Annotated in this window: 18 protein-coding genes; 13 read left to right on the top strand and 5 right to left on the bottom strand. The window is 38.6% G+C overall.

Annotated features, from left to right (window positions below):
* Window position 1 precedes the first annotated feature (1 nt).
* Window positions 2-3,124: a SusC/RagA family TonB-linked outer membrane protein gene (locus ACN1CD_RS10955; protein ID WP_419130432.1), complete on the bottom strand. Its 3,123-nt coding sequence runs from the start codon at window positions 3,122-3,124 to the stop codon at window positions 2-4.
* 463 nt (window positions 3,125-3,587) lie between these two features.
* Between ACN1CD_RS10955 and ACN1CD_RS10950 the strand changes: the two genes are divergently transcribed.
* Complete coding sequence (locus tag ACN1CD_RS10950; RefSeq protein ID WP_419130431.1) at window positions 3,588-4,859, top strand: ROK family protein; 1,272 nt, start codon at window positions 3,588-3,590, stop codon at window positions 4,857-4,859.
* 92 nt (window positions 4,860-4,951) lie between these two features.
* On the top strand, window positions 4,952-5,380 hold the full coding sequence (locus ACN1CD_RS10945; RefSeq protein ID WP_419130430.1) for a DUF1801 domain-containing protein: 429 nt from the start codon (window positions 4,952-4,954) through the stop codon (window positions 5,378-5,380).
* 284 nt (window positions 5,381-5,664) lie between these two features.
* Here ACN1CD_RS10945 and ACN1CD_RS10940 read toward each other — a convergent pair whose 3' ends face one another.
* The gene (locus tag ACN1CD_RS10940) at window positions 5,665-6,432 is read right to left on the bottom strand and encodes a response regulator transcription factor (protein ID WP_419130429.1); all 768 of its coding nucleotides are present in this window, start codon (window positions 6,430-6,432) and stop codon (window positions 5,665-5,667) included.
* 157 nt (window positions 6,433-6,589) lie between these two features.
* Between ACN1CD_RS10940 and ACN1CD_RS10935 the strand changes: the two genes are divergently transcribed.
* Together ACN1CD_RS10935 and ACN1CD_RS10930 are read left to right on the top strand one after the other, a co-directional pair.
* Window positions 6,590-7,237: a DUF1349 domain-containing protein gene (locus ACN1CD_RS10935; protein WP_419130428.1), complete on the top strand. Its 648-nt coding sequence runs from the start codon at window positions 6,590-6,592 to the stop codon at window positions 7,235-7,237.
* Between the two features lie 165 nt (window positions 7,238-7,402).
* Window positions 7,403-8,938, top strand: a complete 1,536-nt coding sequence (locus ACN1CD_RS10930; RefSeq protein WP_419130427.1) for a SulP family inorganic anion transporter — start codon at window positions 7,403-7,405, stop codon at window positions 8,936-8,938.
* Here ACN1CD_RS10930 and dinB read toward each other — a convergent pair whose 3' ends face one another.
* Entirely contained in the window at window positions 8,939-10,039 is a 1,101-nt protein-coding gene (gene dinB, locus ACN1CD_RS10925; protein WP_419130426.1) for a DNA polymerase IV, read from the bottom strand.
* Window positions 10,040-10,382: 343 nt separating this feature from the next.
* Between dinB and ACN1CD_RS10920 the strand changes: the two genes are divergently transcribed.
* A complete protein-coding gene (locus ACN1CD_RS10920) occupies window positions 10,383-10,535 on the top strand; it encodes a hypothetical protein (RefSeq protein ID WP_419130425.1) in 153 nt (50 codons plus the stop codon).
* Between the two features lies 1 nt (window position 10,536).
* Here ACN1CD_RS10920 and ACN1CD_RS10915 read toward each other — a convergent pair whose 3' ends face one another.
* Window positions 10,537-11,016, bottom strand: coding sequence for a DUF6934 family protein (locus ACN1CD_RS10915; protein WP_419130424.1), 480 nt, complete (start codon window positions 11,014-11,016; stop codon window positions 10,537-10,539).
* Between the two features lie 176 nt (window positions 11,017-11,192).
* Window positions 11,193-11,552 carry a response regulator gene (locus ACN1CD_RS10910; RefSeq protein WP_419130423.1) on the bottom strand — a complete coding sequence of 120 codons (360 nt, stop codon included), beginning with the start codon at window positions 11,550-11,552 and terminating at the stop codon, window positions 11,193-11,195.
* Window positions 11,553-11,868: 316 nt separating this feature from the next.
* Here ACN1CD_RS10910 and ACN1CD_RS10905 point away from each other — a divergent pair, with 316 nt between their 5' ends.
* From ACN1CD_RS10905 to ACN1CD_RS10870, 8 genes are all read left to right on the top strand, one after another.
* A complete protein-coding gene (locus tag ACN1CD_RS10905) occupies window positions 11,869-12,900 on the top strand; it encodes a LacI family DNA-binding transcriptional regulator (protein WP_419130422.1) in 1,032 nt (343 codons plus the stop codon).
* Window positions 12,901-13,315: 415 nt separating this feature from the next.
* Window positions 13,316-16,282: a SusC/RagA family TonB-linked outer membrane protein gene (locus tag ACN1CD_RS10900; RefSeq protein ID WP_419130421.1), complete on the top strand. Its 2,967-nt coding sequence runs from the start codon at window positions 13,316-13,318 to the stop codon at window positions 16,280-16,282.
* A 13-nt stretch (window positions 16,283-16,295) separates the two neighbouring features.
* Window positions 16,296-17,912, top strand: a complete 1,617-nt coding sequence (locus ACN1CD_RS10895) for a RagB/SusD family nutrient uptake outer membrane protein (protein ID WP_419130420.1) — start codon at window positions 16,296-16,298, stop codon at window positions 17,910-17,912.
* A gap of 19 nt (window positions 17,913-17,931) precedes the next feature.
* Window positions 17,932-18,963 carry a SusE domain-containing protein gene (locus ACN1CD_RS10890; RefSeq protein WP_419130419.1) on the top strand — a complete coding sequence of 344 codons (1,032 nt, stop codon included), beginning with the start codon at window positions 17,932-17,934 and terminating at the stop codon, window positions 18,961-18,963.
* A gap of 63 nt (window positions 18,964-19,026) precedes the next feature.
* Window positions 19,027-20,946 carry a glycoside hydrolase family 13 protein gene (locus ACN1CD_RS10885; RefSeq protein ID WP_419130418.1) on the top strand — a complete coding sequence of 640 codons (1,920 nt, stop codon included), beginning with the start codon at window positions 19,027-19,029 and terminating at the stop codon, window positions 20,944-20,946.
* A gap of 369 nt (window positions 20,947-21,315) precedes the next feature.
* Window positions 21,316-22,002 carry a beta-phosphoglucomutase gene (pgmB, locus tag ACN1CD_RS10880; protein WP_419130417.1) on the top strand — a complete coding sequence of 229 codons (687 nt, stop codon included), beginning with the start codon at window positions 21,316-21,318 and terminating at the stop codon, window positions 22,000-22,002.
* Between the two features lie 206 nt (window positions 22,003-22,208).
* The gene (locus tag ACN1CD_RS10875; RefSeq protein ID WP_419130416.1) at window positions 22,209-24,527 is read left to right on the top strand and encodes a glycoside hydrolase family 65 protein; all 2,319 of its coding nucleotides are present in this window, start codon (window positions 22,209-22,211) and stop codon (window positions 24,525-24,527) included.
* Window positions 24,524-26,365 carry an alpha-amylase family glycosyl hydrolase gene (locus ACN1CD_RS10870; protein ID WP_419130415.1) on the top strand — a complete coding sequence of 614 codons (1,842 nt, stop codon included), beginning with the start codon at window positions 24,524-24,526 and terminating at the stop codon, window positions 26,363-26,365. The genes ACN1CD_RS10875 and ACN1CD_RS10870 overlap by 4 nt, the downstream gene beginning before the upstream one ends.
* Window positions 26,366-26,456 lie beyond the last annotated feature (91 nt).

Here is a 26,456-nt window from a genome sequence, read left to right as displayed (position 1 = left end):
ATTATAATTTAAGGGTTAAACCAAAAGTAAATGAACGTACAGAAGGATACTGTGCTACATCAACACCTCTTTGCCTGTTACCATCTGTATAACCCAATTCTGGCGTATAACCATTGTATTTGGTAAGCATAAATACATTCTGCCCGGTTACGTATAATCTAAGGCTGCTAAATGTTGCTTTTTTAACCAGTGCTGATGGGAAGGTATAGCCCAGTGTGATATTTTTTAGACTAAAATAACTGCCATTTTCAATAAACAGATCTGATGTTCTGTAGTTATCGTTAGAGCGGTCGAGCGACATTCTTGGGATCGTATTGCTCGTTCCCGGGCCAGTCCACCTGCCAATTGTTTCTCCATACAAATTAAAAGAATAGGTTGGATCGATCCCCTGCATCCTGTCTGCGTTGTACAAATCAATACCAAATACGCCAGTGAAATTAGCCGACAGGTCGAAATTTTTATAAGAAACACTTCCTTGCAGGCCCAAAGTTGCGCCAGGATTCGGATTACCAATATAGGTACGGTCTTTTCCATCAATTAAGCCATCGCCATTGATATCCAGGAAACGCACATCGCCTGGTTTAATAGAACCCTTACGGGAATCATTTGCCAGTGCAGCATCATTATTAATTTCTGCCTGCGTTTGATATAACCCATTTGTTTTCCAGCCATAGAAAGAAGAAATAGACTGTCCTTCATATGTTCTGGAGATTTCCTGACTGGAACGGCCATAAACTTTTGAAGAAATATAAGCGCTTTCTCCATAGAGCTTAGTGATTTTGTTTTTGATAAAGGAACCATTTATCCCAACAGAATATTTCACCTCGCTGCCTGCATTGTAATTGATTTCTGCCTCAACACCCCGGTTGTTCATCTCTCCCGCATTTACGTCTGATGCAATGGTTGTACCTGCAGTTCCTACCTGCACGGCAGGGATGAGCATATCTTTCGTATTCTTATCGAAATAAGTTACCGTAGTGTTCAACTTGTTTTTCAGAAACCCAGCTTCTACACTAATATTAGTCATTGCCGAGCGTTCCCAGGTGATATTAGAATTGGCTATTCTAGTGATTGCTGCGCCATTATATCCTGCTCCGCCGAAAGTATAACCATTTGCTCCATATGTATTTCCAACCAGGATCGAACTTACATACTGAAAAGGCGGGATGTTTTGGTTGCCCAGTTCGCCCCATCCACCGGTTATTTTCAAGTTGCTGATCCAGTTCACATCCTTCATAAAACTTTCATTAGAGATTCTCCATCCTACGGAAAATGCTGGGAAATATCCCCATTGTTTACCCGGAGCAAATCTGGAAGAACCATCTGCCCTGAAGGTTACAGTAGCCAGGAATCTGCCATCATAATCATAAAACCCCCTTGCAAAAACAGACTCTAAAGCGGTAGGGTCATCGTTAGTGCCAGCAGCTGTGAGTAAGGTATTACCCTGACTTAGCACGCGTTGATCAAAGGCAGTATTGTCATAGCCAATTCTTGCTGCACTGAAATTGCTACCTTGAAAATCTTGTTTAGAATAACCGGCAGTAAACGTAATGTGGCTTTTGTTAATCGTTTTATCATAGGTAAGAAATAAATCCAATAGATTGGAATGCGATTCCAGCTCTGATTGGGTAAGGCTCGAATTGGTTGTTTGCCTTGCCTGGTTTACATCCAGTACACTGAAATTGTAACCCCTGGTAATGGTACCATCAAAACCATAATTCGCACGGAATTTCAGGTCTTTCATCAAGTTTACTTCTGCAAATACATTGGCAATTACCCTGTATTTTTTGGTGTAAGCATCGGTCTGCTGGATGGTTGAGTAAGGGTTATTAATATCGCCCAACTGGTTGGCGAACGCTTTGGATGTACCAAAAGAGCCATCATCGTTTACCATAGGAATTGCAGGGTTAAAGCGTAAAGCAGAGAACAGCAGGCCGGTTTGTGAATCATTATTATTGAAAGAATTGCTTTCTGTGTAAGTTCCCTGTACGTTTTCTCCGACTTTGAGCCAAGGTTTAATTTTATGCTCACTATTTATACGTGAACCGAAACGTTTAAATCTTGCTTTATCTATAATTCCTTTTTCATCGTACATGGAAGTAGCGAAATAAAAGGTAGAAGTTTCATTACCACCCTGGATATTTACATCACCACTGGTTACTTTACCTGTCCCCAGAATTGCCTTTTGCCAGTCTGTGCGTTGTGTAGCATAATATGGATCATCCCATGGTGCCTCTATTGTAGCGCCATCATTTGTATAACGCTCTCTTTTAAGCGTGTATAAATTTGGAGCCGTTAACAGGTCCAGGTAACGCGTGGTGTTAGAAAAACCTGTGTAAGCATTTACTGAGGTGGATAATTTCTGACTGAAATTCCCTTTTTTGGTGGTTACCAAGACCACGCCATTTGCAGCACGTGTACCGTAAATTGCACTCGAAGAAGCGTCTTTTAAAATCTCTACCGAGGCTATATCGTTAGGATTTACATCACTTAACGCATCAGGATTGCTGGAAGGAACCCCATCGATAACCACCAAAGGATTGGCATCGTTAATGGTTCCCGTACCGCGGATTCTGATACTCGGTGCAGCACCTGGCGAACCATCATTACGTACAATGTTAACGCCAGCAGCACGGCCATCTAAAGCCTGAGTAACTGAAGCTACCGGCAAGTTTTGTAGATCTGAGCCTTTTATACTGGAAATAGACCCGGTTACATCCACTTTTTTAGTGGTACCATAACCAACCACCACTACCTCATTCAGGTTTTGATTATTTTCTGAGAGGATTGCGGTAACTACAGATTTACCACCTATAGGTAATGTAGCTTTTACGTAGCCAATATAAGTAAATTCGAGGATGCCATCTAATGGCGCATTAAGTGAAAATTCCCCGTCATTGTTGGTGGTGGTTCCGGTTGTAGAACCCTGTAGCTTAACGCTAACTCCAGGGAGTACACCACCTTTTGCATCTGTAACTTTTCCTTTAACAACCGACTGTGCGAAGGCGGTTTGCAGTTGTGAAGAGAGCAAAATGAGGAGTATAATAGCTACCTTAAATGGCGTATTTAATCTAAACGAGCGGCGGGCATTTAGAAATGCGAAAATCGTTTGTAAATTTTTCATCAAAATAATTTGGTTTTAATGCTGCATAACATTACAGGACCTCTCAAAATGGTCCAGGCATAGCACAGTCAGCACAAATGAAAATATGTTTGTTTTAGTTCTTAGAAAGTATAATGTCTTTCTACCGTTCCTGGAAGCGGTTAGGAATCTGAGGTGTAAGTTTTCTTCATGGTCTGGTTTTAAGTTTTGTTATTGTTGGTTGTGTATTTTATAGTTAAATGACTAGTGGTTCATTAGTCGTGAGCACTGCTTTTAATTCAAATACTCATGTGGTTCTGTATAATTAAATAGTTGTTACTTTAAAGTTATGTAAAAAAGTTACATTTAATCAAGTTATTTGTGATTTATTTTATAAAACACATTATAATTAATAGTATTTTTATAAAAACCATGTAACTTATTTAAAATTTTTATATAAGTTTAGTAGTTTTACCTTTATAGCTTATTTAAATACGCGATCAATATGAAAATAACACTTCGGCCTGATTACTTTTCTGTGGATGAGAAAAAACTCCATGAGCTAAGTAATATGGAGAGAAAAAAATACCTGCAGAAAATAAAGATCCTTAAATATATATACGAGAATGAGGCCACTACGGTTAGTGAAATTTTCACAGCAGTAGGAATTAGCTCTCCAACTTGCCTGATACTACTCAACGAATTGATTGCAGATGATATTTTAGAGAAAAAAGGCAAAGGTGAATCTATGGGCGGTAGAAAACCAGATTTTTATGTACTGAAAGATGCCACTTTTTACATGGTGAGCATAGAGATGGAAAAATTCAGGACGCGGGCAGCAATCCTCGACAATAACAATAATTACATCACCACAATACATACTTTACCCAAAGGAATCAGCAAAGATCAGTCGGCTGTACCAGATTTGCAGACTTTCATCGAGACATTGGTCGCCTCTGCTAAAATCGATAAAACTAAACTGGTGGGTATAGGGATATCTATGCCTGGGTTAGTAGACGCGGAAGCGGGCACAAATTATACCTATCTTCGATCAGACGATAAAGAAAAAACATTACAAGAGGTACTGGAAGCTAAGTTCGGCTATCCGGTGTTCCTGCAAAACGATGTAAAATGTGCCGCCATTGCAGAAAGCAAACATGGATTAGCAAAAGGGGTTAGCGATGCATTGGTTGTGTTAATGGATTGGGGCGTTGGATTAGGAATCATCATGGATGGCAAAATGCGTAAAGGCAGCAGGGGCTTTTCCGGAGAAATCGGGCATATTCCGCTAATCGACGAAGGCGCATTGTGTTATTGCGGTAAAAAAGGATGCCTGGAAACAGTTGCTTCCGGTATTGCACTTGCAAGAATGGCCAAAGAAGGTATAAAATCTGGTCAGCATTCCCTTCTCAATGAATTATCGGATCATGAAATCGATAAAATAGAACCGCATCTCGTAATTGATGCAGCCAACAGGGGCGATCAATATGCGATTAGCATCCTATCCGTTGTAGGCAGTAACTTAGGTAAAGGAATTGCAACCCTCGTGCAGCTGTTTAACCCTGAGGTTATTATTCTGGGGGGTAAAATGGCAGAAGCGAAGCAATATATTACCATTCCTATTATCCAGGCGATCAATACTTACAGCATGACAGAAATTAGGGAGAACACGCAGATTGTAACCTCTGAATTTGGTCAGGATTCCTGTATTTTAGGTATTGCGAGCATGGTAATCAATAACATTTTTGAAAGACAAATCAGATTTGCGGAGCTTTAGACCATAAATTGATTTTGCGCATCTTAGTTCATTCTAAATATAATATTTGGGATGAGTTGAAAAGGCTATATTGCTATTAATAATTTAAGAGTATGGCTGAAAAAAAATCGAAGCTCGCGGAAATTAAAACGAAACCAACAGCATTAAGTGTAGATGAATTCATTAATAAAATTGCTGATGAACAAAAACGAAATGACAGTTTTGTGCTATTGGATTTGATGAGCAAGATTTCTGGTGAACAGCCCGTACTTTGGAGCAACGCCATTATTGGTTTTGGAAATAAAAGATTCAAAAGTGCGGCAACAGATAGGGAAGTAGATTGGCTGCTGATTGGTTTTGCACCCCGGAAAGCAAATTTCTCACTGTATTTAACTGTGAATGTTAAAGATCATGCTGAGGCATTGCAAAAGTTGGGTAAACACAAAACTGGTGTAGGTTGCTTGTATATTAATAAGCTGGTAGATGTGGATCTGGATGTATTGAAGGATATTGTCAAAACCTCGCTTGCTAAACTGGTGTAATTATTTATAGGATCAGGTTATGAATCTGAGAGTTCGATTGTTATTTAGTGCTTTCGCAGCCCCTGTCTGCGACAACCACTCTGAAAGAAGGGAATTATGAACGCCATTCCCCTCACCAGCGAGGTGCCCAAAGGGTGGGGTGGTTTGTTGACCTTTGTTTTGATAAATACTTCGAAAGTTCTATTTATTGTCAGCAAAACTTGTGAAATTCTTCAGCGCACAGGCTTTTGATTTTTCGCAAGTTGATAAATTATATTTTTTAAATAGCTTCTAAATTAGAATAGCTATTTAGCTGTTAATACTAACAAGCCCATTGTTTCGGCAATTTTACAAGCCTCCAGCGCATTGCTTACATTCAGTTTTTGAAATATATTTTGCCGGTGTCGGTTAATGGTATTGATGCTTAATGCCAGTCGATCTGCAATTTCTTTGCTTCTTTTTCCGTGTTTGATTAGTTGCAGAATTTCTTTCTCTCTGACAGACAGAAAACCATTAAACCTTTCTTCATCGTGTTCGATAATTTTTCCGGTCTGCTTATTCATGATCGCTCCCTGCGGAATCGCGAATTCAGGATGATCATAAATCAGGTTATACAGGCAAAGCGCCAACCAGATAGCGCCATCATCCGAGCTGGCAATATATAGTAAGCGGTGTTTCACTAAAACATATTTTCCTTCCTTACTTTTCATCCTGAGTTTAGTAATCATTTCAAAATCCATTCTTTCTTCGGCGGCAAGCGTATTTAACAGCTGAAAGAACTGAAATTCCAGCCGATACTTTTTCTGCAGATCTTCTGTGTGGATCTTCTGTAATAGCTGATCTTCCCAAATGGAATTTATTTCCTGCTCTTGCGCTAAAAGACCTAAATTTTCGGCAATGGTACCATAATAAAGATAGCTTTTCCTGGCTTTTAAATCACTCAATACACTGATACCGTTTTCAATTTTGCTATACATTTCGGCAATAAGCCTGGCCTGAAGCAATTGTTGGTCGGCATCTAAAATAGTTTCAAAAGATTGAGAGAAGAGTTTAATATCAAGCAGGTCTCGCATGGGTTCAAATTTTGATGGTTATTTATTACCATTGAATCTGGTTGGAAGCTTAAATAACTTTGCGAACTTACAAATTCGAGTGGTTATTTTAGAAAAGAAAGTTTGCAATCAGTATAATGTTTAATCTCCGTCCAATAAACTTTTAATCATGAGTAAAATGAAAAAAATATTTTTAGCATTAAGTCTAATATGTAGTATAAATGAATTAAAGGCGCAAAGCCTGGATAAAATGCAGTGGTTTAATGAGCCTGAGAAATGGAACATTAAGAACAACAGCTTAACGATGCAGGTAACGCCGGCAAGTGATTATTGGAGAATTTCTCACTATGATTTCACGGTGGATGATGCGCCATTTTATTATACTACCTACGGCGGCGAGTTCGAAGCCAAAGTCAAGCTTACGGGTGCCTATAAAGCCCGTTTCGATCAGATGGGATTAATGCTTCGCATTGATCATAAAAACTACATTAAAACAGGGGTCGAATTTGTAGATGGAAAATTTAACGTGAGTACGGTTGTTACGCATGATAAAAGCGACTGGAGTGTGTTGCCGTTAACTGAAGTGCCACCTTTTATCTGGATTAAAGTGGTGCGCAGGCTCGATGCGGTAGAAATCTTTTATTCTTTAAATGATAAAAATTACATCATGACCCGAAATGCTCCCTTACAGGATAATACTCCTGTGATGGTTGGCTTAATGGCCGCTAGTCCGGATGGTAAAGGTTTTGAAGCGAAGTTTGAGCATTTTAAAGTAAATCACTTGCCAGATCAACGGCGCTTGGAATGGTTGAAAACACATCAATAGGCTGATCTATATTCCCATTTAAGTTAAGTGGAATAAGAAAAACTGCGCTACTGAATAACAGGCAGCGCAGTACACGTCAAATCTCTTATTTAATAGCAGATTTAAGAAGTTCATTAGAGATAAGCAATAGAAAAAAGCTGATATTTGCTGCCTTAATTGCGAATAATGAAATCTACCCTACAGCTTTTTGATTTTTCGAAAAGAATCGACTATAAAACAGAAATTTTAGCAGGCCTAACGGTAGCCATGACCATGATTCCCGAGTCGCTATCATTTGCAATTCTTGCCGGTTTTCCTCCATTAACAGGTTTATATGCCGCTTTTATAATGGGTTTGGTTACTGCTATTCTGGGTGGCAGACCAGGGCTTGTATCTGGTGGGGCAGGGGCAACGGTAATTGTGCTTATTGCTTTAATGAAAAGCAACGGCATCGAATATGTATTTGCTGCGGTAGCATTGGCTGGCATTATTCAAATTATAGTCGGGCTTTTTAAACTGGGCAAATTCGTTCGCCTGGTGCCGCAACCCGTTATGTTTGGATTTGTAAACGGGCTTGCTGTAATTATTTTTATGTCGCAGTTAGAACAGTTTAAAACTCTTGTTAACGGTGAGGTAACCTGGTTAAGTGGCACAGCACTTTATGTAATGCTGGCCTTGGTGGCCTTAACCATTGCAATAGTTATTTTACTGCCTAAATTTACCAAAGCCATTCCAGCTTCTTTAGTGGCCATTATTGTGGTGTTTCTGGTGGTTTTCTTTTTTGGCATCGACACCAAACTGGTTAAAAACATTGCATCTGTAAGTGGTGGTTTTCCGCCATTTCACATTCCCCGAATTCCATTCAATCTGGAAACCCTTAAAATTATTTTTCCTTATGGATTAATTATGGCTGGTGTAGGTTTAACAGAGGGATTGCTTACCTTAAACCTGGTAGATGAAATTACAGATTCTAAAGGAAACGGAAACCGTGAAAGCATTGCACAAGGAATTGCAAATATGCTTAACGGCTTTTTTACAGGTATGGGCGGTTGCCCGATGATTGCACAAACATTGGTGAATCTATCTGCAGGAGCAAGAGCGAGGCTCTCTGGAATCATTGCGGCATTGACTATTTTGTTGATTATCCTGATTGGTGCACCTATTATTGAAAGGGTGCCCATGGCCGCTCTGGTTGGCGTAATGATGATGGTTGCCATTGGCACATTCGAGTGGATGAGTTTTAAAGTGATCAATAAAATGCCTAAGCAAGATATTTTTATTGGCATTTTAGTAGCTGTAATTACAGTCTGGCTGCATAACCTTGCGCTGGCAGTGCTGATTGGTGTAATTATTTCTGCATTGGTATTTGCCTGGGAAAGTGCAAAACGAATCAGGGCTAACAAATACGTAGGAGAAGACGGGGCGAAATATTATGAAATTTATGGGCCATTATTCTTCGCATCAGTAGCTAACTTTAACGATAAATTTGATGTATCCGGTGATCCTGAAAATGTAATTATCGACTTTAAAGATAGCCGCATTTATGACATGTCTGGAATTGATGCCTTAAATAAACTTACCGAACGCTATAAGCTGGCAAATAAAAGGCTTCATTTAAAACATTTAAGTAATGATTGCAAGCGATTATTGCAAAATGCAGATGGTATTATAGAAGTGAATGTGATGGAAGATCCTGATTATCGCGTTGCTGTAGAAAAGTAATTAAAAATTAAATTCCAGTTGGTTGCTACTGAGATTTTCGATTGGAACATCATCATAAAAACGAGATAGGGTGATGCCGAGCAAACGAACTTTCGCGGTGCCCAAATTGGCTTCTTCGAGCAATTTTGTAGCTTCCAGAAACATGTTCTCTGCCTGGTTTATCGGAGCCGCGAACGATCGGCTTCTGGTAATGAGTTTAAAATCTTCAAATTTTATTTTAAGGGTAACTGTTTTTCCTTTCAACTGGTGTTTCTCCAATCTCCGGGCAACCGTTTCGCTAATTTGTTTCAATAAATCGTGCATGGTAGAGAGGTCGTTTGTATCTTCTGATAAAGTATCTTCGGCACCAACCGATTTGGTTTCGCGATGAGATTGCACCGACCTGTTGTCTATGCCGCGTACAATTTTGAAATAGAATTTTCCCGATTTTCCGAACTGCGCCATTAGCTGCGATTCGCTCAGATTCTTCAAATCGGCACCAGTGTTAATTTGCATGGCTTTCATTTTTGCCGCCGTAACTTTACCCACCCCAAAAAATTTCTCTACCGGCAGCTTTTCCATAAAGGCCTTTATTTTAGAAGGGCCGATAAAAGTTAAGCCATCAGGTTTGTTCATATCTGATGCAACTTTGGCGACAAATTTATTGATCGAAACCCCGGCAGATGCAGTGAGGTTTAATTCATTTTTAATCGCATCTTTAATTGATTTTGCGATATCAATGGCAGAACCTATGCCCAACTTATCCTCTGTAACATCGAGATAAGCCTCATCAAGAGAAAGTGGTTCAATTAAATCTGTATAGCGACTAAATATTTCCCTGATCGCTTTTGATACCGCAGAATAAGCATCAAACCTGGGGTAAACAAATATGGCAGTAGGGCAAAGCTGGTAAGCCTTACTGCAAGACATGGCCGAACGAATGCCATATTGCCTCGCCTCGTAACTTGCGGTTGCCACCACCCCGCGACTATCTGGCTTGCCACCAACCACAAGCGGTTTTCCTCTGTATTCTGGAAAATCACGTTGCTCTACAGACGCGTAGAAAGCATCCATATCAATATGGATGATCTTTCTTATGGTGTTTTCGGGCTGATCAGACATGGTTATTAAAGCGCAGTAACTTCGGTTTATCAGAACTTAAAATTCTTCCGATGGTAAGATGTTAAATTTCGGGAATTTATAATGATATGGAAGAGGTAATTCTCTTTCTTTACAAAAGATGGAAAATCAAATTTAGCTTTTAATCAGAAAGGATCGAGATTAATAGGATAATATAAACGTTGATATAATTCTATATGTTTAACTGATATATGATTATAATATTAAACATTCTAATGGTGATGATGTTATACCTATTAAAGGTAATAATGATAATAATAACAATAATCGTATTATAATATATAATACTTATATTTGTAATAACATTAGAAAGGAAACTTTTAATATGAAAATCGCAGCAAGTAAAATAAAAGCAATAGGAAAAACATTAGGAGTAACTATTAAAGTAGATAAATCTCTTGATAAATTTTCTAGTGTAGTGCCTGATAAGATGAAGGAAAATGCGAAAATTTTAGCTAATACCAAGTTAAGCTATTAAATCACTCTTTATTATTTTTGGTGAATAAGAAGGCATCATAATTTGTTCCTTTTTTCAGTTCTTCCAATTCATATTCTACTACTATTCCATTTTCTTTTATAGGCTTGTATGCTTGTATCTTGAAATTCTCACATAATTCATGATAAGAATCATTAATGGCCATTTGGTATAATCTGGTTTTTGCAGGGATATCCCCACTAAGAAATATTTTTTTATCAGGAAAAGATTCACTGAAAATATATGCGGTAGATGCAATAGTCGCTAGTATTTTATTTCTATCTCCGTTTTTTGATAAGGTTTTGTAATCAATACTGCCATCTGCAAGAATTGTCCCTAATGCAAGATTATAGATGTTTTTATCATCATCAAATGGGGTATATTGAACTAGCTTCTCTAAATTACCTTTTGTACCTGTGCTAACAAATTTAAACTCATGGCGGTCTGTAGAAGTATAGATATTCTCATACTTATCATAATTCATTTTGCAATAATATGAAATTTAAATAAGTAATTTTAACGTGGGTTATTCAACAATATTAACCACTATCCTCTAAAAAGATCAGTTGTTTGAAAGTTTATAAACAAAGAAAAACCTTAAAGAGTATTGGGGGATATAAGTGAGGAAAATCTTTTCCCAAGTGAGTTTAATTACCTAAATTAATTTAAGAGAAGATCAACCTTGTTTAAAAGAGAATCCATTTCGAAAGGCTTCTCCATAAAATCATTAGCGCCTGCATCCATGGCAGATTGCCTGATATCACGGCTAGCGGAAATCATTAGAATGGGAATTTCCTTGTATTCAGGGTCACTTTTTAATAATTTACAGATATCGCGGCCATCGTGTCCGCTCATCCAAATATCGAGCATAATTAAGTCTGGTTTACTTTTTACCGCATCAATTACTGCACCACCATCGTAAGTAAATTCGACATCATAACCCATCACTTCCAATATCATCGTTACCGCGTCCACAATTCCTTCATCATCATCGGCGATGAGTATTTTCTTAGTTCCCATTAAAGTAAATTTTTTATCAATATAATTGGTTTTCGATGAAGAGCGGATTTTGTAGTCCGTTCAAGTATAAATACTTAAAGACTATTTTTTGTTTTAAAAATAAAAATTAATTTATTGAGTTACTTACAATGCGCTCGGTATACCTTTGTCATCCAAAAATAAGCTTATCATTTGATAAATGAATCATGTAGTTTAGGCAGATATACAAATAGCTGTTAAATACGATACTTTTCTCTGGCAATACCATTAAGACCATTAAAAAGTAATTTTATAATCTATATTTACAACGAAATTAAACAATCTAACGTTTAACCAAATGGACAGTATTAATATTAAGAAATTAGCAGAAGCTTTAAATCTATCAACTTCTACAATTTCGCGTGCTTTTAGAGATAACAGCGATATTAATGGTGCTACGAAAGAACGCATTCTGACCAAAGCAAAGGAATTAAATTATCAACCCAACCACTACGCCAGTAATTTAAGGGAGCAAAAAAGCAAAACAATTGCGGTGATTGTGCCAGAATTGGCCAATAATTATTTCTCACAGGCCATTCACGGTATAGAGCGTGTGGCCAGAGAAAACGGCTATCACATCTTAATCTATGTAACGGATGATGATTACAATAAGGAAGTCACTTTCATCAGTCACCTGCATAACGGCAGAGCAGATGGCATTATCATGTCGGTATCTGGTGAGGCGAACGATCATAATTACCTGAATCAATTTGATGCAAAACGTTTGCCTTTGGTTTTTTTTGATAGGATTTATGAAGATATAGAAACGCCGAGGGTGATTACAAATGATTATAAAAGCAGCTTTCAGGCCACTGAACATTTAATAGAGCAGGGCTGCAAACGCATTGCTTATTTAGTGGTAAACAAAAGTTTGTCTATTGGTAAAACCCGTATGAAAGGGTATTTGGATGCGCTTTCAAAATATGATATAGATTTTGATGAACAGTTGATTGTAGATTGCAGCAACAGTTATGAAGAAAATAGCATCATCATTAAAAACGCATTGGTTGATTTAAAACCAGATGGCGTATTTACCTCTGTGGAGCGTTTGGCTTTCGCTACTTACTATGCCTGTTATGATCTGGAAATCGCCATTCCTGATGATTTGAAAATTATCAGTTTTTCGAGTCTGGAAATTGCCCCACTGCTCAATCCATCCTTAACAACCATTACGCAGCCAGCGGTAGAAATTGGAGAAGAGGCAGCAAAATTATTATTCAAAATTCTGGATCATCATCAGGATAAAAATTGCTTTAGCGAAGTGGTTTTAGACTCGAAAATGATCATCAGAAATTCTACCTCAAACCAGCCCGAAAAGGGCAAAAAATAGCCTGCTTTTTTTAGGCTGAAAATCTCAAAAAATATCTTCACTTAGTGTAAAATACGCAGAATGTTGGTTGAATTTCGGGAACGTTCCCGAAATTCAACCAATTTGTTATTGAAATTTTTCGGGAACGTTCCCGAAAAAGTGATTAAAAATAGCTTAGTGTAAAAAATACACTTCAAATTCGATTTTTATATTTATAATATACTGATTATCAATATATTATTTTTAATATTCTACTGTTTTTATTTTTCGATTTTAAATTAAAGTTGAGTTTTTATTGAATTTTTGTGAGCTTTTTTTTCGCCTGGAATATATTTTTTAAATAAATTTTGAAATGCCATTATGTGCTGTAAATTAGCCATGTGTGTAATTCACTATAATATTTAACCAAATTTTTATACTTAAACGAGCTTCGAATATGAGATTATTTTACCTGTTAAAACAGGGGCTTTTGTTGCTGTTAGTTTTTTCAGCATTAATTGTAAAAGCACAATCCGGATCAATTTCTGGAAGAGTGCTTGATGAAACCGGCCTGCCATTACCCGGTGCTTCTGTAGTTGTAAAAGGAACAAGCAGAAGTACATCAACAGATGGGGAAGGAAATTTCAAACTGGCAGGTTTATCGAATGGTTCGGTAACCTTATCTGCCAGTTTTATTGGCTATCAAACCCTTGATAAAGCCATAAGCATTACTGGAAACACTACGCTGAACTTTCAACTGGTGCCAGATGCACAAAAATTAAATGAAGTAGTTGTAATTGGTTACGGTACTGCCGAAAAGAAAAACCTTACGGGATCAATCACCACGGTGAGTGCCAAAGATTTTCAAAAAGGTGCCATTACCACACCAGAACAGTTAATTCAAGGTAAGGTTGCAGGAGTAAATGTAATCTCCAACAGCGGTCAGCCAGGTGTTGGAAGTACTATTCGCATTCGTGGTGGAGCCTCGCTTAACGCCAGTAATGATCCGTTAGTGGTTATTGATGGAATTCCTTTCAGTGGGAATACCATTGATAATGCACCAAGTCCGTTATCATTAATCAACCCGAATGACATTGAAACATTTACCGTATTGAAAGATGCGAATGCAACGGCCATTTACGGTTCGAGAGCATCAAACGGGGTTATTTTGATTACGACTAAAAAAGGTGGCTCCGGTGCACCAATCATTAATTTTAGCACTAATAATTCTATTTCAACAGTAATTAAAAAGGTTGATGTGCTTTCAGCAGATCAGGTCCGTGCCTATGTTAATGCTAATGGTAATGCTACTCAGAAGGCATTATTGGGAACAGCCAATACCGATTGGCAGGATGCCATTTATCAGAATGCCTTTATTTCCGATAATAATTTAAGTATTGCGGGTTCATTTAAGGGTGTTCCTTACCGCGTTTCTGCTGGTTATTTAGATCAGGATGGTTTGTTAATTACAGATAAGTTAAAACGCGGAACAGGATCAATTACCTTATCGCCGAGATTATTTAAAGATCATTTGAAAATTGATCTGAATTTAAAAGGCTCGATCACAAATTCTCACTTTGCCAATTCTGGCGCAATCGGAGCGGCGATTCAGTTCGATCCGACTCAGCCAATTTATACGCAAAACCAATACGGTAACTATTTTGAGTGGACACAGGGAGCTGGCGCCGAAATGGTTCCTAACCCGAATGCACCACGTAACCCGGTTTCTTTAATCGAACTGAATGATAACAACGGTAATGCGGCGAGAAGTGTTGGTAACGCTAAATTTGATTACTCTTTTCATTTCTTACCTGAGTTACATGCCAACTTAAATTTGGGTTATGATGTTTCTAAAGGTTATGGCTCCATCCGCGTTCCCATTTTTGCTGCACAGAGTGCTGCTACAAATGGATCTTTTTCACGGGCGCTCAGAACCGGAAATGATAAATTTTCTGAATTTTATTTGAATTATGCGCACACTGTAGAAAGTATCAAAAGTAGATTCGATGCTACTGCTGGTTACGGTTATTACGATAACTCCACAACAGGTTATAACTTCACCAATTACACGGGTACAGGCGTTGCGCTTGTAACTCCGGTTTTCCCTTTTGCTGTAGAACGCAACAAATTACTTTCCTACTACGGAAGGTTCGTTTATACCTTGGCTGATAAATATATTTTATCTGGTACCATGCGTGCTGATGCTTCTTCAAGATTCTCTGAAAAAAATCGCTGGGGTTATTTTCCTTCAGTTGGCTTCACCTGGAGAGTTATCGGCGAAAATTTCCTGAAGGATAGTAAAGTAGTATCTGACCTGAAATTAAGATTAAGTTATGGGGAAACAGGTAATAAAGATGGTATTGCCAACTATGATTACTTATCTAAATATTATGCCAATACCAACACGGGGCAGTATCAAGTCGGCAACACTTTTTATAACTATTATGCACCAGCAGGCTATGATCCTGATTTGAAATGGGAAACCACTACCACTTATAATGCTGGTTTGGATTATGGTTTTATGCAGGGAAGATTGTATGGTAGCCTTGATGTTTATTATAAAAAAACTAAAGATTTATTAAGTACAATTAATATTCCGGTAGGTACAAACTTTACCAACCTGTTAACCACCAATGTGGGTAATATGGAAGTTAAAGGTGCTGAGGCGAGTTTAAACTTCGTAGCCATAAAAACAGATAATATTACCTGGGATTTTGGAATCAACGCGGCGTATAACAAAAGAAAAATTACCAATTTAACCTTAAATCCAGATCCAGGATCGAAAGTAAGTGCGGGTGATATCACTGGAGGAACAGGTGTTACCTTAAAATGGAATGCCGTAAATCAAATTCCGAGCTCGTTCCTGGTTTATAAACAAGTTTATAATGCTGCCGGATTGCCTTTAGAAGGTGTTTACGAAGATCTGAATGGCGATGGTGTAATCAATACAAGTGATCAATATTTCTATAAGTCTCCGGATCCTAACTTTACATTTGGATTCAACACATCATTCTCCTACAAAAAATGGACATTCAATACCGTTTTAAGGGCTAACATAGGCAACTATGTGTATGATAACGTAGCCTCTAACTTTGGGATTAAATCGAATATTTTAAGTACAGTTGGAATTTTAAACAATGCCAGTACCGATTTATTAACTACCGGTTTTAATCAAACTCAATATTTAAGCGATTACTATATCCGGAATGCATCATTCCTGAAGATGGACAATTTAGGTTTAGCTTATAACATCGGTAAGTTATCTAAAAATGGAAATACAACCATGCGTATCTCAGCAAATTGCCAGAATGTTTTTGTGGTATCGAATTATAAAGGTTTAGATCCTGAATTAACTTCAGGGATTGATTTTAACCTTTATCCCAGACCAAGAACATACACCTTAGGCTTAAACGTTGGTTTTTAATTAAGACATAGAAATGAAAAATTCATTTAAAATAATATTAACCTCGGCAGCCTTAGTGCTGTCGTTAAATTCTTGTAAAAAAGAAGCATTAAATTTACTTCCAACCAACGATCAAACTGAAGGTTTGGTCTACGCTACGCCTGAAGGTTATAAACAAGGTTTGGTAAGGTTGTATGCAAACTATGCATTAACGAGTCCAGGAGGTGGAGACGCTACTTCAAGTGATGTAGGTGGTTTAAATCCTGGTTTCTCAGATTTCTTAAGGTTATTCTGGACCAGTCAGGAATTAACGACCGATGAAGCCGTTTGTAACTGGGGCGATACCGGAATTCCGGAACTGGTTAACTCTACCTGGGCAGCTGATAATCAATTTTTGAGGGGATTGTACTCCAGAAGTATTTCTCAAATTACATTGGTTAACGAATACCTTCGCCAGAGTACGCCAGAATTATTGACCACCAGAAACATTACTGGTGCAGATGCGGCAAACGTTCAACGCTACCGTGCAGAAGCCCGGTTTTTACGCGCTTACCAGTATTGGGTATTGTTGGATGCCTTTGGTAATCCGCCTTTCGTAACAGAAAATGATGCAATTGGTAAGGTCGCTCCCAAACAAATTCAAAGGGTAGCATTATTTTCTTATGTAGAATCGGAGTTGAAAGCCATTGAAAATGATTTAGCTGCTCCCGGAAGTGCTGATAGTGAATATGGCCGTGCCAATCAAGGCGCAGACTGGGCATTGTTAGCCCGTTTATATTTAAATGCTCAGGTTTATACAGGTACTGCAAAATATACTGAAGCCATTACTTATTCAAGCAAAGTGATTGCATCAAATTACAGTCTGAATCCAAATTATGCCAATTTATTCAGAACAGATAATAACATGGGTAATACAGAAAATATTTTAACCATTAATTATGATGGGGTGAATAGTACAAACTATGGCGGTACTACCTTCTTAATTAACGCCAGTATTTATACTTCAGCAGATGCTGCGGGCATGTCTGCTACAGCATTTGGTGTTCCAAATGGCGGCTGGGCCGGAAATCGTACCCGTCAAAACCTTCCGGCATTGTTCCCGAATACAACCGGAACAATTGACAGAAGAGGGGCTTTTGTAGGGCCGAAGGCAGAAGTTGATGCCATAACAGACCCTATTGATGGTTTAAAAGTAACTAAATTTAGAAATGTTACTTCTGCAAATGTTCCTGCTCCATCCTTAAACGGAACTTTCAGTTCATTGGATTTTGCTTTATTCCGTTTGGCTGAGCAGTATTTAATATATGGAGAGGCCGTGGCCCGTGGTGGTTCTGGCGGTTCAGCAGCACAAGCTTTAACCTACGTTAATTTACTCCGCCAACGTGCTTATGGCAATAACAATGGTAATGTGAGCGCTGCAGCATTAACAACTGATTTCTTTTTGGATGAACGCGGTCGCGAGTTATACTGGGAAGGTCATCGCCGTACCGATTTAGTGCGCTATGGCAGATTTACTGGTTCTACTTACTTATGGCCATTTAAAGGTGGTGTGAGGGCCGGAACCAATGTACCAGCTTACCGAAATTTATATCCAATCCCAACTGCGGATTTAATTGCAAATCCAAATCTGGTTCAAAATACAGGTTATTAATCTTAATTTTTAATAAGATATGAAATCAAAATTATTCAAATCCTTTGCGTTGGGCTTAATTGCGCTATCGCTTTGGTCTTGCAAAAAGGAGGAAACACAAACGGTTTCCAATATTACACCTGCAGGAACGCTAGCGGCTTCGGCAACCAATATTAGCCTGGTGCAATCAAATGGCACCCAAACCGCAGTCACTTTAAATTATCCTTTATCTGCCGCTACTGGTTATGTAGTTCCTGTAAGTTCTACCTTACAGTTTGATTTAAAAGGTAAAAACTTTAGCAGCCCCCGGGAAATTAATGTAACAGCGGGTACTTATGCACCAACAGTTACGGCGTTAAATAACATGATTTTGGCTTTAGGCGGCGTAGTAGGTACACCGGCACAGGTTGAAGTGAGGTTAAAATCCGGCGCAGCCGCAAATGATATGAGTTACTCTAATGTGGTTACCCTGAGCGCAACACCTTACCTGGCTTCGGCCTGGATTTATGCTCCTGGTGCTTATCAGGGCTGGACCCCAGCTACTGCCGATAGTTTAATTTCCTTATCAAGCAATGGTATTTATACCGGAATGATTGCGTTTACTCCCGGTAAGCTTGCCTTTAAAATTACGCCTGCAAAAAAATGGGATCTTTCTTATGGTGATGCGGGTGCTGGCACAATCAGTACTTCAGGTGGAGATATAAATTCGCCAGATGCGGTGGTTAAACAAGTAACTGTCGATTTAAATAAATCAACTTATAGCATCACCACGCCAAAAGAATGGTCTCTTATTGGTGACGCTACTCCGGGTGGCTGGGCTATCGATACCGATATGAAAGTAATCAACGATGGAAAATCGATGGTTTACACGCTTGAAACAACTCTGGTTAAAGGCGAATTTAAATTCCGCTTTGGTCATGACTGGGCAATTGATTTAGGCGGAGGTACTACGCTCGCTTTGGGTGGTGGCAATATTAAAGTGGAAACTCCTGGTACTTACAGTATTACTTTAACCCTGGTAAAAGCGGGCGATAAAGTAACAGGCGGTACTTATACCATGATAAAAAAATAGTTATTTATATTTCGCCCTGCAAAACGCAAGTTCTGCAGGGCTTTTATCCTTTAATGTTTCAGCATGTTCAGCTCCAAAAATTTTTCGCTTCTTCCATTATTATCAAATGCTCAAACAAAATTTCTGCATTTTGCAGGGAAAAAAGTAATGTTTCTGGCTTTACTGATTCTGATATCAGGTAGCCATTTATTCGCACAGAAATTGGAGCGTATCGAACCGATGTTTTGGTTTACAGGCATGCATAACCCTGCATTACAATTAATTGTACATGGCGAAAACATCTCGGCCAGTACCGTATCATTAACTTATCCAGGTGTAAAACTGGTAAAGGTTAATAAAGTGGAGAACCCGAATTACCTTTTTCTAGATTTAACCATTGCTCCAACTGCCAAGGCAGGGAAATTCCCCATTAACTTCACTGTAAACGGAAAAAAGATATTCAGTTACCCGTACGAATTAAGGAACCGCGATAAAAACGCAACCAGAATTCAAGGCGTAACACAAAAAGATTTTATTTACTTATTAATGCCAGATCGTTTTTCGAATGGCGATAAAAGTAATGATATAGTTAAGGGATTAGCGGAAACGACACTAAACCGCGACAGTATGTATTACCGTCATGGTGGCGATATTCAAGGTGTGATCAATCACCTGGATTATTTGAAAGATTTAGGCATCACCACCGTTTGGATGACGCCCGAAATTGAAAATGATATGGAGAAAGCTTCCTATCATGGTTATGCCGTAACCGACCATTATAAAATTGATCCCCGTTATGGAACAAACGAGCTTTTTAAGAAATACGTAGAAACCGCTCATGCGAAAGGCGTGAAGGTGATCAAAGATATTGTTCACAACCACATTGGTACCGGACATTGGTTTTTCAAAGATTTACCGATGAAAAGCTGGGTGCATCAATGGCCGGCTTATACCCAAACGAGCTACCGTGATCAGACCGTAATGGATCCGCATGCCTCGCAAGCCGATCGCAAAAAAATGCTCGATGGCTGGTTCGTACCCTCTATGCCCGATTTGGATCAGCAGAATCCTTATGTGCAAAATTACCTCACCCAAAACCACATCTGGTGGATCGAATATGCAGGTATTGATGGCTTACGTTTAGATACCTATCCTTATAACGATCCTGCTTACATGGCAGATTGGGCGTTGAAGGTAAAAGCTGAATTTCCTAATCTATCCATCTTCGGTGAAACCTTTGTAAGCGGTGTGCCAAATCAGGCTTACTTCACAGAAGGAAATACTGTAAACCGTGGTTTTAATACGCACTTGCCAGGGATTACCGATATGGCAGTGAAAGAAGGGATTTACGAAGCTTTAAATGGTAAAAATGGCTGGACAGACGGCGTGAACCGTTTGTATGATGTGATTGCTCACGATTTTCTTTATAAAGATCCAACTCAAAATTGTATTGCTTTAGATAATCACGACATGAGTCGTTTTTATTCTGTAGTGAATGAAGATTTTGAAAAATATAAAATGGGAATGGCCCTATTGCTTACCATGCGAGGTATTCCTCAAATGTATTATGGTACCGAAATTTTGATGAAAAACTTTTCCAATCCTGATGGTTTGGTGCGTGCTGATTTTCCTGGCGGATGGAATGGCGACAAAAAAGATAAATTCATCGCCAAGGGCAGAACAAATAAAGAAAATGATGCATTTAATTTTGTACGCACACTCGCAAATTATCGAAAAAACAGTGTTTCTTTACAAAGCGGAAAATTAATGCAATTTGTGCCGGAAGATGATATTTATGTTTACTTCCGCTACCAGGAAAGCGTTAAAGGAACAGTAATGGTAGTGGTGAACAATGCCGAAAAAGAAAAAATATTAAAAACCGATCGGTTCGCAGAAAGAACACTCGGAACTACCTCGGCAAGAAACATCATCACTAACGAAAACGTTTCATTCAATGAAATTAAAGTGCCAGCAAAGACAACGCTAATTTTAGAATTGAATTAGAGAGAACAAAGATTAAAGCTTAAAGCCTGATAAAGTCCCCAGTCTTGATACTTGATACTCGCTACTTGATACTAAAAAGGTGGAAAGCTGAAAGACTAAAGCAGAAAGCCCGATAAAGCGCCCAGTCTTGGTACTTGATACTAAAAAGGTGGAAAGCTGAAAGACTAAAGCAGAAAGCCCGATAAAGCGCCCAGTCTTGGTACTTGATACTAAAAAGGTGGAAAGCAAAAAGACTAAAGCTTAAAGCTTGGTAAAGCGCCCAGTCTTGATACTTGATACTCGCTACTTGATACTAATATGCAGAAAGCCCGGTAAAGCACCCAATCTTGATACTTGATACTAAATACTTGATACTAACTACAACAAACAATGCAAGAAGAACTCCAAACCCCAAACGCTAAACTCCCAACTAAAATAAAGGCTTGTCTCTTTGATCTCGATGGTGTCCTTGTAGATACTGCAGTTTATCATTATCAGGCCTGGAAACGTTTAGCAAACACGATGGGTTTCGATTTTACTGAAGAGCAAAATGAGCAGTTAAAAGGTGTTAGCCGGGTAGAAAGTTTAAATAAAATTTTAGCCTGGGGCGGTGTTGAGAAAACCGACGCCGAAAAGGAAGAACTGGCAACGTTAAAGAATAGCTGGTATGTAGAAATGATCACCAAAATGACACCAGCTGAAGTTTTACCAGGAACGGTAGATTTCTTAACTGAAATTCATAAGGCAGGTTATAAACTGGCTTTAGGTTCTGCCAGCAAAAATTCAGGAATCATTTTAGAACGGACTAATCTGGCTCATTTCTTTGATGAAATTGTAGATGGAAACATGGTAACGAAATCAAAACCAGATCCAGAAGTATTTTTAAAAGGCGCTGAACTTTTAGGTTTCGAACCGGCAGCATGTGTAGTTTTTGAAGATGCAGTTGCTGGCGTGGAAGCTGCAAAAAGAGGCGGGATGAAAGCTATTGGTATTGGTGAAAAAAGTGTGCTTACCGATGCAGATGTGGTGGTAAGCGGATTGGATAAATTAACAGTTAAAGATTTAGAAGAGTTGTAAAAGGAGTAATAAGTATTGAGTATCAAGTATCAAGTGAATATCCAATCTTAATACTTGATACTCAATACTATCTAAAAGTTAAAGATTTAGAGAATTTATAGGTTTAAGGTATAGGGTTTAAAGTAAAGGTTTATGGCGCAGAGTGTAAGGCTCAAAGTCTTGATACTTGATACTAATTACTTGATACTACCTACTTGATACTAATTATGAAAAACTACATTAAAGCAGATGAGTGGAACATTATCGAAGAAGGCTTTGATCCACATTTAAATAAAATTTCAGAAAGTATTTTCAGTTTAGGCAACGGCCGGATGGGTCAGCGGGCTAATTTTGAAGAAACTTATACCAGCGAAACTTTGCCAGGTAACTATGTTGCTGGTGTTTACTATCCAGATAAAACCCGTGTGGGGTGGTGGAAAAACGGTTATCCGGAATATTTTGCTAAAGTTTTAAACGCAGCAAACTGGGTAGGAATTGAAGTAAAATTAGATGATGAAGTTTTAGATTTAGCCACTGCCGAAGTAAGCGATTTCAAACGGGTGTTAAATATGCATGCCGGTGTTTTGGAGCGTACTTTCACCGCTAAGCTAAAAAGCGGTAAAACGGTGAAGGTAAAAGCGATCCGTTTTTGTAGCATTGCTGATGATGAAGTGGGTGCGATTCGTTACACCATCACGCCAGTAGATTTTGATGGAAAACTAACATTAATGCCATTTATTGATGGTGATGTTAAAAATCAGGATAGCAATTACGATGAAAAATTCTGGGATCTGGTAGCTGATGAGTTTTCAGGAACAGAAGCTTATATTAAACTAAGAACGAAAAAAACAGCGTTTGAAGTCTGTACGGGAAGTAACATCGAAATCTATAAAAATGGTGAACAGCTTACTATCCAGTTAGAGGAAGTTCGTAGAGAGAAATTCGTCGGACAAACTGTAACGCTGGATGTAAAGGCCAACGAAGAGATTACGCTCATTAAAATTGCAGCAAATCTATCTTCAGAAAACTATCCGAAAGAATCACTTTTAAAGGAAACTAAATCGGTAATTGCAAAAGCCACCGCCAAGGGTTTCGCTACTTTGCTCAAAGAACAAACAGCAGCCTGGGCAACCAAATGGGAAGAAAGCGACATCATTATTGAAGGTGATGTTTCTGCGCAGCAAGCCATCAGGTTCAATATTTTTCAATTGTTCCAAACGTATACAGGTAAAGATGATCGCTTAAATATCGGTCCGAAAGGTTTTACGGGCGAGAAATACGGAGGCTCTACTTATTGGGATACCGAAGCTTATTGTGTACCGTTTTATCTGGCTACTGCTCCGCAGGAAGTCAGCAGAAACTTATTAATCTATCGCCATAAACATTTACAGAAGGCAATTGAGAATGCGGCGAAATTAGGTTTTAAAGATGGTGCGGCTTTATATCCGATGGTAACCATGAATGGTGAAGAATGCCATAACGAGTGGGAAATTACTTTTGAAGAAATCCACCGTAATGGTGCCATTGCTTTCGCCATTTTCAATTATATCCGTTATACTGGTGATGAAAGTTACCTGTCTGACTTTGGTTTAGAAGTGTTAATCGGCATTGCCCGTTTCTGGAAACAACGCGTAAACTGGAGCAGCGACAAGCAGAAATATGTGATGCTTGGCGTAACTGGTCCGAATGAATACGAAAACAACATCAACAACAACTGGTACACCAATTTACTCGCCACCTGGTGCATGAAATATGCAACTGAGGCGGCAGAAATTGTTAAAGCGCAACAACCGGAAAAATATGCCAGCTTGCAGAAAAGCTTATCTTTTAAAGATCAGGAGTTTACAGACTGGGCAGATATCATCGAAAAAATGTACTATCCGGAGGATCTGGAAAAGGGAATTTTCTTACAGCAGGATGGTTATTTAGATAAAGAACAGATTTTAGTGAAAGATTTGACTGCCAGCGATCGCCCGATTAACCAGAAATGGAGCTGGGATAGAATTTTACGTTCACCATTTATCAAACAAGCTGATGTTTTACAAGGAATATATTTCTTCGAAGAGGATTATGATTTGGAAACCATCAGAAGAAACTTCGATTTCTACGAGCCACGTACCGTACATGAAAGTTCCTTATCGCCTTGCGTACACAGTATTTTGGCAGCGAAATTAAATGATGAGGCCCGTGCTTACGAATTTTATTTGCGTACTGCCCGTTTAGATTTAGACGACTATAATAACGATACCGAAGACGGTTTACACATCACATCGATGGCCGGAACCTGGATGAGTGTGGTAGAAGGTTTTGCCGGAATGCGTGTGCGAAATGGAAAATTACAATTTAATCCGTTTTTGCCAACACAGTGGAAATCGTTCTCGTTTACAATTGGTTTCAGAGGCGCAACGCTTAAAATAAACATCACTGAAAACGGTATCAACATTAAAAATAACAATGCCGTTGATTTAGAAATCGGAATTAAAAATCAGGTTTACAAATTAGCAGGTAACACGGAAATTGAAGTTAAAAATGCGGAACTGGTATGATTGTAGAGGTAAAACGTAAAATGGAAGATGGCAACCACTCAATAGGTCGTCATTGCAAGGAGGAACGACGAAGCAATTTCGCTTCGAAGATTTCTGTATTTGCATTTTTCCTTTTACTAATTTCATTATCATCCTTTGCACAAAAAAAGAGTAAAAAAATGAACGATCAACAAATCGTGATCTATCAATTATTGCCCCGGCTATTTGGAAATAAAAACACCAGTAATATCCCTTACGGAACTATAGAGCAAAATGGTTCGGGTAAATTCAACGACATTACCGATAAGGCTTTAGATGGAATTAAAGAACTTCATGTAAATTATGTTTGGTACACCGGCGCCATTGCCCATGCAAGTTTAACAGATTATGCTGCTTATGGGATTAAGGTTGACGATGCCGATGTGGTAAAAGGCAGAGCAGGTTCGCCCTATGCCATTCGTGATTATTATGATGTGAATCCTGATTTAGCAGTTAATGTGAAAAACAGGATGCAGGAGTTTGAAGCTTTGATCAAAAGAACACATGCCAAAAACCTGAAAGCAATTATCGATTTCGTTCCAAATCATGTAGCCAGAAGTTATCATTCATACGCCAAGCCAAAAAATGTAATTGATTTTGGTGAGCAAGACGATGTAAGCAAAAGTTTTAGTGCTAAAAATGACTTTTACTATGTTCCTGGTCAGCCTTTTGTAGTGCCAACAAACGGAAAAAAAACGCCGCTTTCTGCTCTGCAGGATGGGGAATTTAATGAAAATCCGGCAAAGGCCACAGGCAATAATGTTTTCTCTGCTGCGCCAAAATATGATGACTGGTACGAAACCATCAAACTAAATTATGGTGTGGATTATCAAAATGGAGAGAAACAATATTTCGATCCGATTCCACCGGTTTGGTTAAAAATGAGGGATATTTTAATCTTCTGGACTAAAAAAGGTGTCGATGGTTTTCGTTGCGATATGGCCGAAATGGTACCAATTGCTTTCTGGAACTGGGTAATTCCTCAAGTAAAAAAAGTAAATCCGGATTTAATTTTTCTGGGTGAAGCTTACAATCCTCAGGTTTACAAACAGTATCTGGTGGAAGGTAAATTTGATTATTTATATGATAAAGTTGGTTTGTATGATGGCTTAAAAAGATTAATCAGAAACGAACCAAATGCAGATGTTGCAGCCATCCGTCACGTATGGCAGGTAGAAAGCGCTGGTTTTGGTAAACATATGTTGCGCTTTTTAGAAAACCATGATGAGGAAAGAATTGCTTCTGATGGCTTTGCAGGGAAAGCCGGACTGGCACTACCTGCAATGGTGGTTTCGGCAACTTTAGGTACCGGACCAGTAATGCTTTACTTCGGACAAGAAGTTGGCGAACCAGGTAAAGGTGCTGAGGGTTTTGGTGGTGATGATAACCGCACCACAATTTTTGATTATTGGGGCGTTCCATACCATCAACAATGGATGAATGGTGGCTTGTTTGATGGGCATGGATTAAATGCAGATCAGCAAGAGCTGCGGGCTTATTATCAGCAACTGTTAAAAGTAACAACATCCAGTGATGCCGTTTTACATGGCGAAATTTATGATGTTCCACAAACCGGAAACATGAATAACCGCATGTATGCCTTTATCCGTTACTCTGGTAAACAGCGTTTATTAATCGTAGTGAACTTCGATAGAAACCAAACGTTAGATGCCAATATCGAAATCCCGGATTATATTTTGAAAATGAAAAGTTCTTCGCCAGTAACAGATTTACTGACGAATAAAAAATTAAACATTCCGGCAGGAACGAGCATTCCTGTGAAGCTTGGACCGGTTTCGGCGCAGGTGATAGAATTTTAAAATTAAGAAACCGCAAAGACACAAAGTATTTCGCAAAGAACACAAAGTATGAGAACCCGCCTTTGCAACCTTCGCTTTTCACTTTGCGCCA

The organism is Pedobacter sp. N23S346 (assembly GCF_048515415.1).
Classification (GTDB): Bacteria; Bacteroidota; Bacteroidia; order Sphingobacteriales; family Sphingobacteriaceae; genus Pedobacter.
This window is presented reverse-complemented; position numbering and strand designations above follow the sequence as displayed.

Bases quoted from the DNA above. Each gene is read 5' to 3' on its own strand.
- ACN1CD_RS10885 (WP_419130418.1), top strand. From the start codon at position 19,027: ATGTTCAGCTCCAAAAATTTTTCGCTTCTTCCATTATTATCAAATGCT.
- dinB (WP_419130426.1), bottom strand. From the start codon at position 10,039: ATGTCTGATCAGCCCGAAAACACCATAAGAAAGATCATCCATATTGAT.
- ACN1CD_RS10915 (WP_419130424.1), bottom strand. From the start codon at position 11,016: ATGAATTATGATAAGTATGAGAATATCTATACTTCTACAGACCGCCAT.
- ACN1CD_RS10890 (WP_419130419.1), top strand. From the start codon at position 17,932: ATGAAATCAAAATTATTCAAATCCTTTGCGTTGGGCTTAATTGCGCTA.
- pgmB (WP_419130417.1), top strand. From the start codon at position 21,316: ATGCAAGAAGAACTCCAAACCCCAAACGCTAAACTCCCAACTAAAATA.
- ACN1CD_RS10955 (WP_419130432.1), bottom strand. From the start codon at position 3,124: ATGAAAAATTTACAAACGATTTTCGCATTTCTAAATGCCCGCCGCTCG.
- ACN1CD_RS10945 (WP_419130430.1), top strand. From the start codon at position 4,952: ATGGCTGAAAAAAAATCGAAGCTCGCGGAAATTAAAACGAAACCAACA.
- ACN1CD_RS10900 (WP_419130421.1), top strand. From the start codon at position 13,316: ATGAGATTATTTTACCTGTTAAAACAGGGGCTTTTGTTGCTGTTAGTT.
- ACN1CD_RS10895 (WP_419130420.1), top strand. From the start codon at position 16,296: ATGAAAAATTCATTTAAAATAATATTAACCTCGGCAGCCTTAGTGCTG.
- ACN1CD_RS10870 (WP_419130415.1), top strand. From the start codon at position 24,524: ATGATTGTAGAGGTAAAACGTAAAATGGAAGATGGCAACCACTCAATA.
- ACN1CD_RS10905 (WP_419130422.1), top strand. From the start codon at position 11,869: ATGGACAGTATTAATATTAAGAAATTAGCAGAAGCTTTAAATCTATCA.
- ACN1CD_RS10950 (WP_419130431.1), top strand. From the start codon at position 3,588: ATGAAAATAACACTTCGGCCTGATTACTTTTCTGTGGATGAGAAAAAA.
- ACN1CD_RS10930 (WP_419130427.1), top strand. From the start codon at position 7,403: ATGAAATCTACCCTACAGCTTTTTGATTTTTCGAAAAGAATCGACTAT.
- ACN1CD_RS10920 (WP_419130425.1), top strand. From the start codon at position 10,383: ATGAAAATCGCAGCAAGTAAAATAAAAGCAATAGGAAAAACATTAGGA.
- ACN1CD_RS10910 (WP_419130423.1), bottom strand. From the start codon at position 11,552: ATGGGAACTAAGAAAATACTCATCGCCGATGATGATGAAGGAATTGTG.
- ACN1CD_RS10940 (WP_419130429.1), bottom strand. From the start codon at position 6,432: ATGCGAGACCTGCTTGATATTAAACTCTTCTCTCAATCTTTTGAAACT.
- ACN1CD_RS10935 (WP_419130428.1), top strand. From the start codon at position 6,590: ATGAAAAAAATATTTTTAGCATTAAGTCTAATATGTAGTATAAATGAA.
- ACN1CD_RS10875 (WP_419130416.1), top strand. From the start codon at position 22,209: ATGAAAAACTACATTAAAGCAGATGAGTGGAACATTATCGAAGAAGGC.